At 73.7% G+C, this 15,516-nt stretch carries 12 protein-coding genes (1 of these 12 only partly in view); 10 read left to right on the top strand and 2 right to left on the bottom strand.

What is annotated here, in order from left to right:
- Positions 1-5: 5 nt before the first annotated feature.
- Genes OG344_RS03195 through OG344_RS03155 form a run of 9 tightly spaced genes read left to right on the top strand, consistent with a single transcriptional unit; the run spans position 6 to position 12,163 of the window.
- The gene (locus tag OG344_RS03195) at positions 6-1,544 is read left to right on the top strand and encodes a hydantoinase/oxoprolinase N-terminal domain-containing protein (protein WP_405086899.1); all 1,539 of its coding nucleotides are present in this window, start codon (positions 6-8) and stop codon (positions 1,542-1,544) included.
- 17 nt (positions 1,545-1,561) lie between these two features.
- A complete protein-coding gene (locus OG344_RS03190; RefSeq protein WP_327047748.1) occupies positions 1,562-3,193 on the top strand; it encodes an ABC transporter substrate-binding protein in 1,632 nt (543 codons plus the stop codon).
- Positions 3,194-3,195: 2 nt separating this feature from the next.
- Positions 3,196-4,212, top strand: coding sequence for an ABC transporter permease (locus tag OG344_RS03185; protein ID WP_405086898.1), 1,017 nt, complete (start codon positions 3,196-3,198; stop codon positions 4,210-4,212).
- Positions 4,209-5,066, top strand: a complete 858-nt coding sequence (locus OG344_RS03180) for an ABC transporter permease (RefSeq protein ID WP_405086897.1) — start codon at positions 4,209-4,211, stop codon at positions 5,064-5,066. The genes OG344_RS03185 and OG344_RS03180 overlap by 4 nt, the downstream gene beginning before the upstream one ends.
- The gene (locus OG344_RS03175) at positions 5,063-5,854 is read left to right on the top strand and encodes an ABC transporter ATP-binding protein (protein ID WP_327047745.1); all 792 of its coding nucleotides are present in this window, start codon (positions 5,063-5,065) and stop codon (positions 5,852-5,854) included. The genes OG344_RS03180 and OG344_RS03175 overlap by 4 nt, the downstream gene beginning before the upstream one ends.
- Complete coding sequence (locus tag OG344_RS03170; RefSeq protein WP_405086896.1) at positions 5,851-6,846, top strand: ABC transporter ATP-binding protein; 996 nt, start codon at positions 5,851-5,853, stop codon at positions 6,844-6,846. The genes OG344_RS03175 and OG344_RS03170 overlap by 4 nt, the downstream gene beginning before the upstream one ends.
- On the top strand, positions 6,830-8,350 hold the full coding sequence (locus OG344_RS03165) for a PucR family transcriptional regulator (RefSeq protein WP_405086895.1): 1,521 nt from the start codon (positions 6,830-6,832) through the stop codon (positions 8,348-8,350). Before OG344_RS03170 ends, OG344_RS03165 begins: the two co-directional genes overlap by 17 nt.
- 43 nt (positions 8,351-8,393) lie before the next feature.
- Positions 8,394-10,412, top strand: a complete 2,019-nt coding sequence (locus OG344_RS03160; RefSeq protein ID WP_405086894.1) for a hydantoinase/oxoprolinase family protein — start codon at positions 8,394-8,396, stop codon at positions 10,410-10,412.
- Positions 10,409-12,163, top strand: coding sequence for a hydantoinase B/oxoprolinase family protein (locus OG344_RS03155; RefSeq protein WP_405086893.1), 1,755 nt, complete (start codon positions 10,409-10,411; stop codon positions 12,161-12,163). Before OG344_RS03160 ends, OG344_RS03155 begins: the two co-directional genes overlap by 4 nt.
- On the opposite strand, the gene OG344_RS03150 is transcribed toward OG344_RS03155, so the two are convergent.
- Both OG344_RS03150 and OG344_RS03145 read right to left on the bottom strand, forming a co-directional pair.
- Positions 12,129-12,506 (bottom strand): DUF742 domain-containing protein, encoded by a 378-nt coding sequence (locus OG344_RS03150; protein ID WP_327047740.1) that lies wholly within the window; start codon positions 12,504-12,506, stop codon positions 12,129-12,131. The genes OG344_RS03155 and OG344_RS03150 overlap by 35 nt on opposite strands.
- Entirely contained in the window at positions 12,503-14,509 is a 2,007-nt protein-coding gene (locus OG344_RS03145) for a nitrate- and nitrite sensing domain-containing protein (RefSeq protein WP_405086892.1), read from the bottom strand. Before OG344_RS03145 ends, OG344_RS03150 begins: the two co-directional genes overlap by 4 nt.
- A gap of 174 nt (positions 14,510-14,683) precedes the next feature.
- On the opposite strand from OG344_RS03145, the gene OG344_RS03140 reads away from it, so the two are divergent.
- Positions 14,684-15,516: the 5' portion of an ABC transporter substrate-binding protein gene (locus tag OG344_RS03140; protein WP_405086891.1), read on the top strand. 763 nt of this gene lie beyond the right edge of the window; only the first 833 of its 1,596 coding nucleotides appear in the window; it begins with the start codon at positions 14,684-14,686; its stop codon lies off the right edge, out of view.

Raw genomic sequence — 15,516 nt, 5'->3', positions numbered from 1 at the left:
GTGGCATGAGTAGGAGTCTGCGCGTCGGGATCGACGTGGGCGGCACCAACACCGACGCGGTGGTGCTGGACGACGACGACCGGGTGCTGGCCACGGCCAAGCGACCCACCAGCCCCGACGTCACCGGGGGCCTGCGCGCGGCGCTCGACGCGGTCCTCGCCGGGCTGCCCGACCCGCGCCTGGTCACCAGGGTGATGCTCGGCACCACCCACGCGACCAACGCGATCCTGGAGCGGCGGGCGCTCGGCCGGGTCGCCGTGCTGCGACTCGGCGCCCCCGCGACCACGTCGGTCCCGCCGCTCAGCGAGTGGCCGGACGATCTGCGCGACACCGTGGCCGCCGGGACGGCGATCGTCCGGGGCGGCTACTTCGTCGACGGGAGCGAGATCGCGCCCCTGGACGAGGACGCGGTGCGGAAGTTCGTGGCCGGCACGCCCGCCGACGCGGTCGCCGTCACCGGCGTGTTCAGCCCGGCGAGCGCCGACCAGGAGAACCGGGTCGCCGAGATCATCCGGGCCGAGATCGGCGACGTGCCGGTGAGCCTCAGCCACGAGATCGGCTCGCTCGGCCTGCTGGAGCGCGAGAACGCCGCCGTGCTCAACGCCGCGTTGTACGGCGTGGCGCGCGACGTCACCGCCGCGTTGCGCGAGGCCCTGGAGGCGCGGGGCCTGGAGGTCGAGACGTACTTCGCGCAGAACGACGGCACGCTGATGGCGGTCGGCTACGCGGCCCGCTACCCGGTGCTCACCATCGGCTCGGGCCCGGCCAACTCGCTGCGCGGCGCGGCGTACCTGTCGGGCGTCGCCGACGCGATCGTCGCCGACGTCGGCGGCACCTCGACCGACCTCGGCGTGCTCGTGGGCGGCTTTCCCCGGGAGTCGGCCGCGGCGGTCGAGATCGGCGGCGTCGCGACGAACTTCCGGATGCCCGACATCCTGTCGATCGCGCTCGGCGGCGGCACGATCGTCGGGGCGGAGCCGCGCTCGGTGGGCTACCGCATCGGCTCTGAGGCCCTCGTCTTCGGCGGCCCCACGCCCACCATGACCGACGCGGCCGTCGCGGCCGGGCGGGGAGTGGTCGGCACCCACCCCGTCCCCGGGGAGTGGCGCGAGAGGCTGGCCCGGGCCGTACGGGCCGCCGACGAGGCCGTCGCGGACGCGGTGGACCGAGTGGCGCTCGGGCGGGCCGACCGGCCGCTCGTGGCGGTCGGCGGCGGCGCGTTCCTGCTGGCCGAACGGGTGCAGGGGGCGCGCGAGGTGATCCGGCCGGAGCACGCGGAGGTCGCCAACGCCGTGGGCGCGGCCATCGCGCTCGCCAGCGGGCGGATCGAGACGATCGTCCCCGCCGCGGGAGGCGGGAGCACCAGGGCTAGATTGATCGACAACGCCAAGGAGGAGGCGGCCGCGAGGGCCGTCGCCGCCGGGGCGGACCCCGAATCGGTCCAGATCGTCGAGCTCAGCGAGATCCCCCTCAGCTACCTGCCTGAGCCCGCGGTGCGCCTGCACGTCAAGGCCGCCGGTCCTCTCGCCCGGCCGGCCGGATAGGAAAGGAACCCCTCCTCATGCGCTGGCACAAGCGTCTTCTCGCGGCGGGAGCCGTGGCCGCAGTGACCCTCTCCGCCGCAGCCTGCGCGGGTGGGCAGGTCCGCGGCGCCGCCGACTCCACCGAGCCCGCCCCGTCGGCGGGCGGGGCCGGGAGCACGGCCGACAGCACGTTCACGTACGTCCCGAACCTCGACGTCGTCACCGACTGGGACCCGGCGAGTTCGTACTCCAACGAGATCATCGCGATGCAGAACATCTACGAGTCGCTGACCCGCTACAACCCGCAGACGAAGAAGGCCGAGCCGCGGCTGGCCTCGTCGTGGACCTCCTCGCCCGACGGCAAGAAGTGGACCTTCACCCTCCGGCAGGGCGCGACGTTCCACACCGGCAAGCCGGTGGACGCCGCCGCGGCGAAGGCGTCGATCGAGCGCACCATCAAGGAGGGCCAGGGCGCGGCCTACATCTGGAGCGCGGTCAAGAAGATCGAGGCCAAGGACGCCACGACGCTGGAGTTCACGCTCAAGTACCCCACTCCGCTCGACCTGGTCGCCTCGGCCGGCTACGCGGCGTACGTCTACGACACCACGGCCGCCTCCGGCGACCTCAAGAAGTGGTTCGGCGAGGGCCACGACGCGGGCTCCGGGCCGTACACGGTCGAGAGCTGGCAGAAGGGCAAGGAGACCGAGCTCACGCTCAAGGCGTACGACGGCTACTGGGGCGGCTGGGACGGCTCCCACTACAAGAAGCTCGCCTTCCGGGTCACGCCCGAGCTGACCACCGCCTGGCAGTTGCTGCAGCGCGGCGAGGTGACGTTCGTGCAGCGGCTCAACGCGCAGCTGTTCGCCCAGGCGGGAAGCACGGACACGGTGCAGACCGCGCAGACGCCGTCGTTCCAGAACCTGCTCGTGCTGTTCAACACGGCCGACGGCCCGCTCAAGGACGTGAAGCTGCGCCAGGCCCTGCAGAAGGCGATCGACTACGACGGCCTCGTGGCGGCGCTGAAGGGCGCGGGCGTGGCCGGCGGCGGCCTGGTGCCCGAGGGCCTGCTCGGCCACACCCAGGGCCTCACTCCCACGCAGGACCTCGCGGGCGCCGAGGCGCTGCTCAAGGAGGCCGGATACGGCCCCGGCGGCAAGCGGCTGGAGCTGTCGCTGACCTACGCCCAGGGCGACAGCGACCAGGAGCTGCTGGTCACGCTGCTCAGCTCGGCGCTCGACAAGCTGAACGTCAAGCTGTCGGCCAAGCCGCTGCAGTGGACCACCCAGTGGGACCAGGGCAAGGCGAAGGACCCCGCCAAGCGGCAGGACGTCTTCGTCATGTACTGGTTCCCCGACTACGCCGACGCCTACTCGTGGTTCGTCAACGTCTTCCACGGTGAGGACGCGGTGCAGTTCAACCTCTCCTACCTGAAGGACGCGGCGGTCGACAAGGAGATCGACGGGCTGCCCGCGCTCACCGCGACCGACCAGCCCGCCGCGGAGAAGGCGTACTCCGATCTCCAGGAAAAGATCATCAACGAGAAGGCCGCGGTGGCCGTGCCGTACGTGCAGACCTACCAGCGGGCGTTCGCCAAGTCGGTCCAGGGCTACACGGACAACCCCGCCTATCCGAACGTGGTGTTCGCCTACGACCTGAAGCCCGGCGCCTGACCATGCCGGGGTACCTGATCCGCCGGCTCGGCCAGGCCCTCCTGGTCGTGGCCGGCGTGATCGTCCTCACGTTCGCCGTCATGCGCCTGGTCCCCGGCGACCCGGCCGTGGCGTACGCGGGGCCCAAGGCGACGGCGGCCGAGCTCGCCGGCGCCCGGCGGCGGTTCGGGCTGGACGACCCGCTGCCGGTGCAGCTGTGGAACTACGTGCGCGACCTGCTGGGCGGCGACTGGGGAACCAGCCTGCACACCCGGCGGCCCGTGCGCGAGGACCTCTTCCAGGCGTTCCCCGCCTCACTGGAACTCGTCGGCGCCGCGCTGCTCGTCGCGCTGGCCGTGGGCATCCCGCTCGGGATCGCCGCCGCCCGCTACAAGGGCCGCCTGCCCGACCTGTCCGTACGGCTGTCGTCGATGCTGGCCGTCTCGGTGCCGGTGTTCTGGCTGGCCCTCGCCCTGCAGACGCTCTTCGCGAGCGGCCTCGGCTGGTTTCCGGTCGCGGGGGAGTACGACGCGTCGCTCGACCGGACCAGCCCGCTGCACCTCTACACGAACATCACCGCCGTGGACGCGCTGCTCACCGGCAACTGGCCGATCCTGGCGAGCACGCTGTCGCACCTGGTGCTGCCCGCCCTGGTGATCGCGGCGTACCCGGCGGGGGTGGTCGCCCAGATGACCAGGGCCGCGCTCATCGAGGAGTCGTCGCGCGAGCACGCGCGGCTGGAGCGCGCGCTCGGCTTCGGGGAGACCGCCGTGCTCACCCGCTTCTCCCTGCGCCCGGCGCTGAACCCGGTGCTGGCGCTGATCGCGCTCGTCTTCGCGTACTCGATCGTGAACGGCTTCCTCGTGGAGGCCGTCTTCAACTGGCCGGGCCTCGGGCGGTACGCCGCCGACTCGATCCGCTCGCTCGACACGCCCGCCATCGCCGGGGTGACGCTGCTGGTCGCCGTGCTGTACGTCGTCGCCAACCTCGTCGTGGACCTCCTCCAGGGCGTGGTGGACCCGAGGGTGAGGGCGCGATGACCACCCCCGCACTGCCCCTCTACCGGCGCACGCCGCTGCGGCGCCTGGCCGGGGTGGACCGGCTCGCGGTGGCGGGCGGCGTGCTGCTCGGGATCGTCGTGCTCGCCGCACTGCTCGCGCCGTGGATCGCCCCCTACCCGGAGGACGGCGGCTCGGCCACGCATCCCCTGGAGGCGCTGCTGCCGCCGGGCGGCGCCCACTGGTTCGGCACCGACCAGGTCGGCCGCGACGTGTTCAGCCGGGTCCTGTTCGGCGCGCGCACCTCGCTGTTCATCGCCGTCGCGGTGCTCGCCGTCAGCGGCGTGGCCGGAGTCGCGCTCGGGGTGGTCGCGGGGTACGCCGGCGGCTGGGCCCGCGACGTGATCATGCGGGTGACCGACGTCTTCCTCGCCTTCCCCGCGCTGCTGCTGTCGCTGGCGCTCGCCGTGGTGCTCCAGCCGAGCGTGACCACCGTGATCGTGGCGATCGCGATCACCTGGTGGCCCTGGTATGCCCGGCTCACCGCGTCGGTCGCCGCGTCGGTGTCCACCCGGGGGTTCGTCGACTCCGCGCGCTGCCTCGGCGTGCCCGCGCCGCTCATCGTGCTGCGGCACGTGCTGCCCAACTCGCTCACGCCGGTGCTGGTGCAGCTGTCGCTGGACGGCGGCGGGGTCATCCTCACCGCCGCCGCGCTGTCCTATCTGGGCCTCGGGGCCCACGAACCGACCCCCGAGTGGGGCCTGATGGTCCAGCAGGGCCAGTCGCTCTTCACCACCGACTGGTGGGTGGTGACCTTCCCCGGCCTCGCCATCCTGGTCACCGCGTTCGCCTTCAACGTGCTCGGCGAGGGACTGAGGGCGAGGCTGGCCCGATGACGTTGATCAGCGTCAGGGACCTCGTCGTCCGGATCGGCGACCGGGTCATCGCGTCGGTCCCCGAGCTCGACGTCGCCGCCGGGGAGTGCGTGGCGATCGTCGGCGAGAGCGGGTCGGGCAAGACGACGACCCTGCTCAGCACGCTCGGCCTCGTCCACGGCGCCGACGTGGCCGGGAGCATCCGCGTCGGAGAGACCGACGTGCTCACGGCGAGCCCGGCGCGGCTGCGGGAGATCCGCGGGTCGCGTGCCGCCCTGGTCGTGCAGAGCCCGCAGGCCGCGCTCAACCCCACCATGCGCCTCGGCACGCTGATGCGCCGCGCGCTCGCCCGGCACGGGATCAAGGGCGCGCGGGCGCGGGAACGGGCCGAGGAGGCCGTCCGCGCGGTGCTGCTCGACCCGGAGATCCTGCGCCGCCATCCCCACCAGGTGTCCGGCGGCCAGGCGCAGCGGTTCGTCATCGCGCTGGCCCTCGCGCTCGGCGCGCAGGTCCTGCTGGCCGACGAGCCGACCAGCGCGCTGGACGTCACCGTGCAGGCGGAGGTGGTCGCGGTGCTGCGGCGGCTGCGCGACGAGCGCGGCCTCGCCGTGCTGCTGGTCTCCCACGACCTCGCGCTGGTCTCCACGATCGCCGACCGGGTCGTGGTGATGCGCGACGGCGCGGTGGTCGAGAGCGGGCCCGCCGCCGAGGTGTTCGCCCGGCCGCGCGACCCCTACACCCGCGAGCTGATCGCCGCCGTCCCCCGGCTGCCCGAGCCTGCTGATCTCGACGGGGAGGAGGAGCGATGACGTTGCTCGCCGCCGAGGGGGTCACCCTCGCGTACGGCACGACGGCGGTGGTCCACGACGTGGGCCTCGCCGTGGACGAGGGCGGGGTGGGCCTGATCGGGGAGAGCGGCTCGGGCAAGACCACGCTCGCCCGCGCCCTGCTCGGCCTCCTGCGCCCGCGCTCCGGCGTGGTCCGGTACGGCTCCGCCGACCTGGCCGGGCTCGGCCGCGCGGGCCGGGCGGAGTTCCGCCGGGCCGTGCAGCCGGTCTTCCAGGACGGCAGCGAGGCGCTCGACCCCCGCATGACCGCGGGGGCGTCGGTCGCCGAGGCGCTGACCACCCACCATCGCGTGCCCAGGGACGAGCGGCGCGACCGGGTGGCCGCGCTCCTCACCGGCGTCGGGCTCGATCCCGCGCTGGCCGGCCGCAGGCCGCACGAGATGTCCGGCGGGCAGCGCCAGCGGGTGGCCATCGCCCGCGCCCTCGCCGTGGAACCCCGGCTGCTGGTGCTCGACGAGCCGACGAGCGCGCTCGACGTCACCGTGCAGGCCCGGATCCTCGATCTGCTGGAGGGTCTCGCCGCGGACCGCGGGCTGGGCTATCTGCTCATCACCCACAACCTCGGCGTCGTGGGGCGGTTGTGCCGCACGTCGTCGGTGTTGTTCGCCGGGCGGGTGGTCGAGTCGGGCCCGACCACCGACCTGCTCACCCGGCCGGCCCACCCGTACACCCGGGCGCTGCGTGACGCGGTGCCGCGCCTCGGCGGCGAGCCGCCGCGTACGGCAGGGCGGACGGAGGCGGCGCCGGCTCCCACCGGCTGCCCGTTCCGGCTGCGCTGCCCCTGGGCGGCGGACCACTGCCGGGACGAGGCGCCGGAGCTTCGTGAGCTGGCAGGACGTAAGGTGGCGTGTCACCGCGCGGAGGAGGTGCTGACCACCCCGGCCTCTCCGGCCTCCCCGGCCGCGCGCGTCCCCCGCGACGGAGGTGAGGCACCCCATGCGCCGCGTCAGTGACCTGCTGAGGACCCCCGCGGGCCGGCGGCTGACGCTCGTCGCCGGGCCCTGGGACGCCCGGGAGGTCGACAGCGTCGTCCTCGTCGACGAGATGCGCGAACTCGCCGAGGCGGCCCCCGGCGCGCTGGCGATCCTGTCCCGCCACGCCATGCGGTCGTGCGACGTGCCCGGCGCGCTGCGCCTGGCGGGGGGCCGCGGCCTCGCCGGGATCGTGCTGCCGGGCCCCTCCGGCACCTCCCCGGAGATGGTGGAGGTGGCCCGGCGGGAGAGGGTCGCCCTGCTCGCCGGGGCCTCCGGCCACTCCCTGTCGGACACGGTGCTCGGCCTCAGCGCCGCCGTGCGCGCCGACCCCGGGCTGCTGCTGCGCCGCACGCGGGAGGCGATCGACGGGCTCGGCGCGATGGAGGGCGCGGGCGAGGACGACATCCTGCGCGCGGCCTCCGCCTCGGTCGGGGTCGCCTACCGGGCGTCCGGCCTGGCCGCGCCGGGGGCGAACGCGACCGTGATCCGGATCGGCGGACGGCCGGACGGCTACGTGTGCTGGGACGGCGAGGACCCCGCGGCGGCGATCGTCGCCCAGGTCGTCGCCACCACGCTCGGCCGGGTGCGGGCGGCCGCCCGCGAGGCGGAGGCGGCCCGCGAGCGCGCGCTGCTGGCCCTGCTCGGCGCCAGGGACGGCGGGGCCGCCGCCCGCCGCGCCCGGCACGCGGGCGTGCCCGTCGAGGGCTGGCACGTCGCGGTCTTCCTGCGCGACCCCGCCGCGTCCTCGGCGCCCTCGGCCTCCTCGGCGTCCTCCGTGTCCTCCGCCCCCGCCGCGTCCGTCGTGGCCGACGCCGTGCTCCGGGAGGCGCGCGCGGCGGCCGGCGCGGCCCTGCCCGGCCACCTGGGCCTCGGCGAGGCCGCCGATCTGGCCGCGCCGCCGCTGGTCACCCGGTGGCAGGACGGCGTGCTCGTGGTCCTCACCACCGACGAGCGGACGACCGCCCGTGCGCCCGCCGGAAGGCCGGCGGGTATCGACACGGGCATCGACACGGGCATCGAAACGGGCCTGGGCGCGGGAGTGGGGACCTGCCAGGCGGGGCCCGACGGGCTGCGCCGTACGGTGTCGCAGGCCCGCGCCGCCGCCGCCCGCGCGGAGGCGGGGCAGACCGTCGCGTTCGACCGGCTGGGGGTGCACGCGCTCCTCGCGGAGCTGGGCGGCAGCGAGAGTGCCCTGATGGCCGCCCGCGACCTGCTCGCCCCGCTGGAGCGTCTCGGCGCCCTCAGCGCCCATGCCGTGCCCACCCTGAAGGCGTACCTGGACTGCTGGGGGTCCCGGACCAGGGCGGCGGAGCTGCTCAGCCTGCACCCCAACGCGGTGGCCCACCGGATCAGGCGCATCGCCGAGACGCTCGACGCCGACCTGTCCGATCCGCAGACCCGTTTCGCGCTCCAGCTCGCCTGCCACGTGGTGCTCGACCACGACTGTCTCCCGGGGACAACAACGCCGATCACGTCGTCGTGAGGACACATCGACGCGGCGTGCGCCCCGTCCTACCGTGCCGGGCATGACCACCGTGATCGGAGTGGACGTCGGCGGCACCTTCACCGACCTCGTCCTGCACGACGCCGCGACCGGCGAGATCAGGGTCGCCAAGCGGCCCACGACGCCGGCGGCGCCGGAGCGCGGGGTGCTCGGCGCGGTCGACGCGGCCGTGCCGCCGGACCTGCTCGCCCGCTGCCGCCACTTCGTGCACGGCACCACCGTCGGCCTGAACGCCCTGCTCGAACGGCGCGGCGCGACCGTCGGCCTGATCACCACGGCCGGGTTCCGCGACGTGCTGGAGATCCGCCGCGGCGACCGCGACGATCCCTACGACCTGTTCTGGACCCCGCCGCCGCCGCTCGTGCCCCGCCGGCTGCGCCTGGAGGTGACCGAACGGGTGGCCGCCGACGGCTCGGTCGTACGGAACCTGGAGCCGGAGGACGTGCGGCGGGCCGCGGAGGTCTTCGCGGCAGAGGGCGTGGACGCCGTCGCGATCGTGCTGGTGAACTCCTACGCGAACGCCGCGCACGAGACGAGGGTCGCCGAGCTGCTCGCGCGGGCCGGGTTCACCGGGCCGGTCTCGCTGTCGCACGAGGTCTCGGGGGAGTACCGGGAGTACGAGCGCACCTGCACCACGGTCGTGGACGCGTTCGTCCGGCACCGGATGGGCCCCTACCTGCACGACCTCGACCGCGAGCTGCGGGCCAGGGGCTTCGCCGGCGACCTGCTCGTCACCCGCTCCGGTGGCGGGGCGCTGACGCTGGCCGAGGCCGCGGCCCGGCCGTTCGAGACGATCCTGTCCGGCCCGGTGGCCGGGGCCGCCGCGACCGCCCGCCTCGCCGCCTCCCTCGGGCCCTCCCTCGGGATCGGCACGGCGGTGGCCGCCGACGTCGGCGGCACCAGCTTCGACACCGCGCTCGTCGAGGACGGACGGCTGCCGCTGCTCTACCAGGGCGAGGTCGTCGGCCTGCCGCTGCAAAGCCCCTGGGTGGACGTGCGGTCCGTGGGCGCGGGCGGCGGGTCCGTGGCGTACGCCGACGCGGGCGGCCTGCTGCGGGTCGGCCCGCGCAGCGCGGGCGCCGACCCCGGGCCCGCCTGCTACGGGCGCGGCGGGACCGAGCCGACGGTCACCGACGCGGCCCTGCACCTCGGCATGATCCCGCGCGGGCACATCTCGGGCGGCATCGAGCTGTCCGAGGACGCGGCGGCCCGCGCGCTCGCGCCGCTGGCGGGCCCGACCGGCATCGACGGCGTGGACGCGGTCGCGGTGGGCGTGATCAGGATCGCCGCCGCGCACATGGCCCAGGCCGTGCGCGGCGTGACCGTGGAGCGGGGCGTGGACCCGCGCGGCGCGGCCGTCGTCGCCTTCGGCGGCGCCGGGCCGGTGTTCGGCTGCCTGCTCGCCGACGAACTCGACGTGGACACCGTCGTCGTGCCGCCCAACGCGGGCAACTTCTCCGCAGTCGGGCTGGTGCAGGCCGACGTCGTCCGCTCGGCCGCCCGCACCCTGGTGCGTCCCCTGGACGACGCGGCGCTGCCGGTGGTCGGACGGCTGGCGGAGACGCTCTTCGAACGGCTCGCGCAGCCGGAGGCCGTCCGGGAGGTCGATCTCGACCTGCGCCACCGGGGACAGGAGCACACGCTGACGATCCCGGTGCGCCTGGGAGACGACGACGTGGCGGCCGTGTCCGCCCGGTTCTCCGAGGCCTACCACCGGGCCTTCGGCCACACCCTGCCCGACCCGCTGGAGGTCGTCACCGTACGGGCGACCAGCCGGGTCGTGCTCGACGACGCCCGCCCCCTGGTGCCGGCCCCGCCGTCCGGCGAGCCGGGGGCCGGGCGGCGGACGACGCGGCTGTGGTCGTTCCGCCGGGAGTCCTTCGCCGAGGCTCCGGTCGTCCGCCGGGAGGACCTGCGCGGCGTGGCCGAGGGCCCCCTGCTGGTGGTGGAGCCGACCGCGACCACCTACGTGGACGCCGGCTTCGCCGTGGAGACGCACGAGAGCGGCAGCCTCGTGATCACAAGGAAGGAACGGCGATGACCGTCGTCCGCACCCGCTACGCGGAGGTCCACCCCGGGCTGGGCGACGGCGCCGACCCGGTCACCACCGAGATCATCCGGCAGGGCCTGGGCGCCGCCGCCGACCAGATGAAGCAGTCGCTGATCCGCACCGCGTTCTCGCCGATCATCTACGAGGCGCTGGACTTCGCGGTCGCCTTCTACGACGCCGACATGTGCATGCTGGCGCAGGCCCCGACGCTGCCGGCGTTCATGGGCACGCTCGGCTTCTGCGTCCGGGAGGCCGTCGACGGCGTCGGCGGGCCCGCCGCGCTCAGCCCCGGCGACGTCATCCTCTACAACGATCCGTACGGCACCGGCTCACATCCCCAGGACGCGGCGATGGTGGTGCCGATCTTCCACGAGGACGTGCTGGCCGGCTACTCGGTGATCAAGGCCCACTGGCTCGACATCGGCGGCAAGGACCCCTACTGCACCGACACGATCGACGTCCACCAGGAGGGCACGATCTTCCCCGGGGTCAAGCTGTACGACGCCGGGCGCCTCGTCAGCGACGTCTACCGGATGATCCTCGCCAACAGCCGGATGCCCGAGATGGTCATCGGGGACATCAACGCGATGGTCGCCGGGGCGCGGACCGGGGCCGAGGCCCTCGGCGCGCTCGTGCGGCGGCACGGCCTCGGCGTCTTCCGCCGGTGCGTGGCCCGGATGTACGCGCACGGCGAGGCGCTGGTGCGCGGCTGGTTCGAGCGCCTGCCCGACGGCGTCTACCAGGCGTCCAGCGTGATCGACTCCGACGGCGTGACCGACCGGCCGATCCCGTTCGGCGTCGAGGTCGTCGTGGACGGCTCGTCGGTGACCGTCGACCTGACCGGCTGCCCCGACCAGGTGGGCGGGCCGGTGAACTGCCCGCTGCCCTCGACGGTGGCGGCGGTGCGGATCGCGGTGTCCTTCCTCGCCGGGGCGGGCGAGCAGCCCAACGAGGGCCACTTCCGCCCGCTGGAACTGCTCACCCGGCCCGGCTCGCTGTTCCATCCCGTGCGGCCCGCGCCCTGCTTCATGTACGGCATCCCCTCCGACCACGCCATCGAGCTGATCATCAGGGCGCTCGCCGAAGCCGTGCCGGGATCGGTGCCCGCCGCGAGCGGCGGGGACATCAACGCCCTGGTGTGGTGGGGCAACCGCGAGGCCACCGGCGAGCCCTGGGCGGACGGCGCTCCGCACCCCGTCGGTCAGGGCGCCTCACGGTCCGCCGACGGCGCGAGCGCGCTGATGTACATCTCCGAGTCGGCCACCCGCTTCACCCCGGCCGAGGTCTGGGAGGCGCGCAACCCCTGGCGGATCGAACGGCTGGCGCTGGCCGAGGACTCCGGCGGCCCGGGCCGCCACCGCGGCGGGCTCGGGCTCGACCTGTCCTTCCGGATCCTGGAGGACCAGTACCTCACCGCGGGCCTGGCCAGGACGGCGCTCGCGCCCTGGGGCCTGGAGGGCGGCCTGCGGGGCAGGCCCAACCGGCTGACCGTGGAGTATCCCGGCGGGCGGGCCGAGGAGTTCTCGCTGAAGACGCGGATCTTCCTGCCGAAGGGCGCGGTCGTACACCTGCGCACCGGCTCGGGCGGCGGGTACGGCCCGCCGGAGGAACGCGACCCGGAGGCCGTGCGCGCGGACCTGCGGGAGGGATACATCACCCCCGGGCACGCCCGGCGCCACTACCCCCACGCGATCGGGGAACCGGAGATCACAGGGCCTGCAGTCCCCCGATCACCTCGGTGAGGAGCTTCAGCTTCTCGGTCGGGAAACGCGCGACGTTGGCGGGCGGGCGCACCTCCACGAGCCCCTGCTCGTGGAGGTCGCCCACGAGCACCCGTACGACGCCGAGCGGCAGATCGATGGCCACGGCGATGTCCGCGAGCGACGCCGCCCGCGCGCACAGGCTGAGGATCATCCACTGCTCCGGGCCGAGGCTGACCGGCGTCGGCCCGCCGATCGCGGTCACGATCGCGACTATGTCGATGTCCTTGTTGGACGGCCGGACGCGCCCGCGGGTCAGGGCGTAGGCCGGGACGACGGGCCCCGCGTCCTCGTCCAGCCACTGGTCCTGCATGCGGTCGCTCACCTCGGGTCCTCCTGGCCGGTGTTCTTTTCGTTCTTGGGCCCCCGGTTGAACGAGGCGAGAATGATGTCCTCCGGGGTGACCTCCTCCGTCCGCAGGCGGGTGAGGTCGTCGTCCTTCGGACAGACCATGAGCGCGGATGGGATCAGCACGATGGCGGTCGTTCCTCCGTAGGGCGAGGGCCGCAGGGTGACGCGGACGTCCCGCCGGGCGGCCAGGCGCGCGACGACGAACAGCCCCATGCGGTCGGTGTCCGCGATGTCGAACTCGGGGGCGTTCGCCAGGCGCTCGTTCAGCTCCGCGAGCCGTTCTTTGGTCAGCCCGAGCCCGCGGTCCTCGATCTCCACGGCGAAGCCGGTGCCCACGATCTCGCCGCGTACCGCGACCGGCGTGTGCGGCGGAGAGTAGACGGTGGCGTTCTCGATCAGCTCGGCGATCAGGTGGATCACGTCGGCGACCGCGGACCCGTCGAGCCCGTGCTCCTCCATCGGCAGCACGTTCACCCGGGCGTAGTCCTCGACCTCGGCCGCGGCGCCGCGTACGACGTCGTACATCGGGACGGGCTTGCGCCAGGCGCGGCCCGGGACCGAGCCGGACAGGATGATCAGGCCCTCGGCGTGGCGGCGCATGCGGGTCGTCAGGTGGTCGAGCCGGAACAGCTCCTCCAGCATGTCCGGTTCGGTCGCGTACCGCTGCATGCCGTGGAGCTGGGTGCGCTGCCGGTGCAGCAGCGTCTGGCTGCGCCGGGCGAGATTGAGGAAGACCTGGCTGACCCCGCGCTGCAGGCGGGCCTGTCCGATCGCGGCCTCCACCGCGGCCTGCTGGACGGTCGAGAACGCCCGCCCCACGTCCTGGATCTCGGCGGTGCCGCCCAGGGTCCGGATCGGCGGCGCCTCCGTCGCCAGATCGACCTCGTCGCCGCTTCTGAGCTTGGCCAGCACCCGGGGCAGCCGCTGGTTGGCGAGGTCGAGCGCGGCCTGCCGCAGCCCGGCCAGCTCGCGGGCGAGACGGCCGCCGACGTGCATCGAGATGAGGATCGAGGCGACGACCGCGAGGAGGCCGAAGCCGCCGGCCAGCACGGCCCGCCGCAGGATCGAGTCGGCGATCGGCGCGGCCCGGCGGGCGAGCATCGACGCCGCCTCGGTCTGCGCCTTCTGGAACGAGTCGGCGAGGTCGTCGGAGGTGGACTGCCAGACCCGCTGCGTACGCGCCGAGATCCGCGGCGCCTTGATGATCTGCTCTTCCTGGAGCCGCAACCGCTGGTAGAGAGGCGTGGTGATCAGGTTCACGTGGAGCTGCCGCAGGCTCGTGTCCAGCTCGGGCAGCGCCTGGTCGATGAGGAACCGCCGGTTGCCCACGAGCTGGGTGAAAAGCTTGCGCTCCTCGTCGGTGAGCCCGCCCGACGCGGCCGCGGCGAGGGCCTGCTCCCGGGTCAGCAGCTCCTTGGCGTACCCCAGCGAGATCACGACCCGCGACTGCTGGTAGATCGGGATGTCGTTGATCAAAGCGAGGCTGTAGTGCATCCGGTAGATCGCGTCGCTGACGAGGTTGTAGGTCTCGATGGCGTGCAGCCGCTCCGACAGCCCCTCGTCCACCTCGGCGCGGATCTCGTCCACCCGGGCCAGCCCCTGCAGCATCTCGTCCACCTGCGCGCGCATGGCGGAGGTGGTGGCGGAACGGGACTCCCGCGACAGGGCCAGGGTGCGCACCCGCTCCCGGGCGGCGTTGGTGCGCTGCCGCTGCAGGCCCAGCGCCGTACGGTCGCTCTGGCTCCGCGAGCCGAGGGAGCGGGCCATCGCCATCCGCTCCGCCTGCAGCTCGACGATCAAAGAGTCGGCGGGCTGGCGCAGCGTGGACCACAGCGTGTTGTACGTGCGCAGGCTCAGGCTCTCCTCGATGGTCACACCGGCGGTGACCGCCCACAGCGTGACCAGTGAGAACAGGGGGACGAGCAGCAGGCCGATGATCCGGGACCTGATCGGCCGGTCACGCCCGCGCGCACTCATGGCACCTCGCCACGTGAGAGACAAGCCTCACATTGGACACTTTTGCGACAGAGATAGAGGTTAGCAGTGAGATCGCCGGCACGCGGCCCTCGTGATCAATTGCCGGAAATATCATGGCCAATCGTGATCTTGCAGTAGGTTCGATCATGCTAGACACGGAAAGGACCCGCCCGCATGCGCCGTTTCCTCGTCCTGGGCGTGATGGCGGTGCTGGCCCTCACAGGATGCGGCGGGGGTGAGCCCGCCGCGATCTCCGCCGCGGGGCTGTCCTCGGCGAAGGACTCGACCTTCGTCTACCTGCACCATCTCGACATCGTCACCGACTGGGACCCCGCCAGTTCCTACTCCAACGAGATCGTCGCGATGGAGAACATCTACGACTCGCTGACGATGTACAACCCCCGGACGAGGCGTGCCGGCCCGCGACTGGCGGTGGCGTGGAGGTCGTCGGCCGACGGCAGGACCTGGACCTTCACGTTGCGCGAGGGCGTGGTCTTCCACACCGGCCGGCCGGTGGACGCGGCGGCGGTCAAGGCGTCCGTCGAGCGCACCAGGCGGCTGGGCGCCGGAGCGGCCTACATCTGGGACTCCGTCCAGCAGATCGTCGTACGGGACCCGCTCACCGTGGAGTTCCGCCTCAAGTACGCCGCCCCGCTCGACATCATCGCCTCCTCCGGCTACGCCGCGTTCGTCTACGACACCCACGCGGCGGGCGCGGGTGACCTCGCGAAATGGTTCCAGACCGGCCGCGACGCGGGCTCGGGGCCGTACACGGTGGCGAGCTGGAAGAAGGGCAGGGAGAAGGAGCTGGTCCTGCGGGCCTTCGACGGCTACTGGGGCGGCTGGGACGGCCCGCACTACCGGAACGTCGAGTTCCGCGTCACCCCCGACCCCGACCGGGCGTACCGGATGCTGCTGCGGGGCGAGGCGAGCTACGTGCAGCGGCTGAACACCCAGCTGTTCCTGCGAGCCAGAGCGACCGCGGGCGTGCGGACGATCCAGGTGCC

The organism is Microbispora sp. NBC_01389 (assembly GCF_045040095.1).
GTDB lineage: Bacteria > Actinomycetota > Actinomycetes > Streptosporangiales > Streptosporangiaceae > Microbispora.
Note: the sequence above shows the minus strand (reverse complement) of the source record. Positions and strands in the feature narration are given on the sequence as shown.

Excerpts from the sequence above, each read along its gene's own strand:
- OG344_RS03195 (WP_405086899.1), top strand. The coding sequence starts at position 6 with ATGAGTAGGAGTCTGCGCGTCGGGATCGACGTGGGCGGCACCAACACC.
- OG344_RS03190 (WP_327047748.1), top strand. The coding sequence starts at position 1,562 with ATGCGCTGGCACAAGCGTCTTCTCGCGGCGGGAGCCGTGGCCGCAGTG.
- OG344_RS03185 (WP_405086898.1), top strand. The coding sequence starts at position 3,196 with ATGCCGGGGTACCTGATCCGCCGGCTCGGCCAGGCCCTCCTGGTCGTG.
- OG344_RS03180 (WP_405086897.1), top strand. The coding sequence starts at position 4,209 with ATGACCACCCCCGCACTGCCCCTCTACCGGCGCACGCCGCTGCGGCGC.
- OG344_RS03175 (WP_327047745.1), top strand. The coding sequence starts at position 5,063 with ATGACGTTGATCAGCGTCAGGGACCTCGTCGTCCGGATCGGCGACCGG.
- OG344_RS03170 (WP_405086896.1), top strand. The coding sequence starts at position 5,851 with ATGACGTTGCTCGCCGCCGAGGGGGTCACCCTCGCGTACGGCACGACG.
- OG344_RS03165 (WP_405086895.1), top strand. The coding sequence starts at position 6,830 with ATGCGCCGCGTCAGTGACCTGCTGAGGACCCCCGCGGGCCGGCGGCTG.
- OG344_RS03160 (WP_405086894.1), top strand. The coding sequence starts at position 8,394 with ATGACCACCGTGATCGGAGTGGACGTCGGCGGCACCTTCACCGACCTC.
- OG344_RS03155 (WP_405086893.1), top strand. The coding sequence starts at position 10,409 with ATGACCGTCGTCCGCACCCGCTACGCGGAGGTCCACCCCGGGCTGGGC.
- OG344_RS03145 (WP_405086892.1), bottom strand. The coding sequence starts at position 14,509 with ATGAGTGCGCGCGGGCGTGACCGGCCGATCAGGTCCCGGATCATCGGC.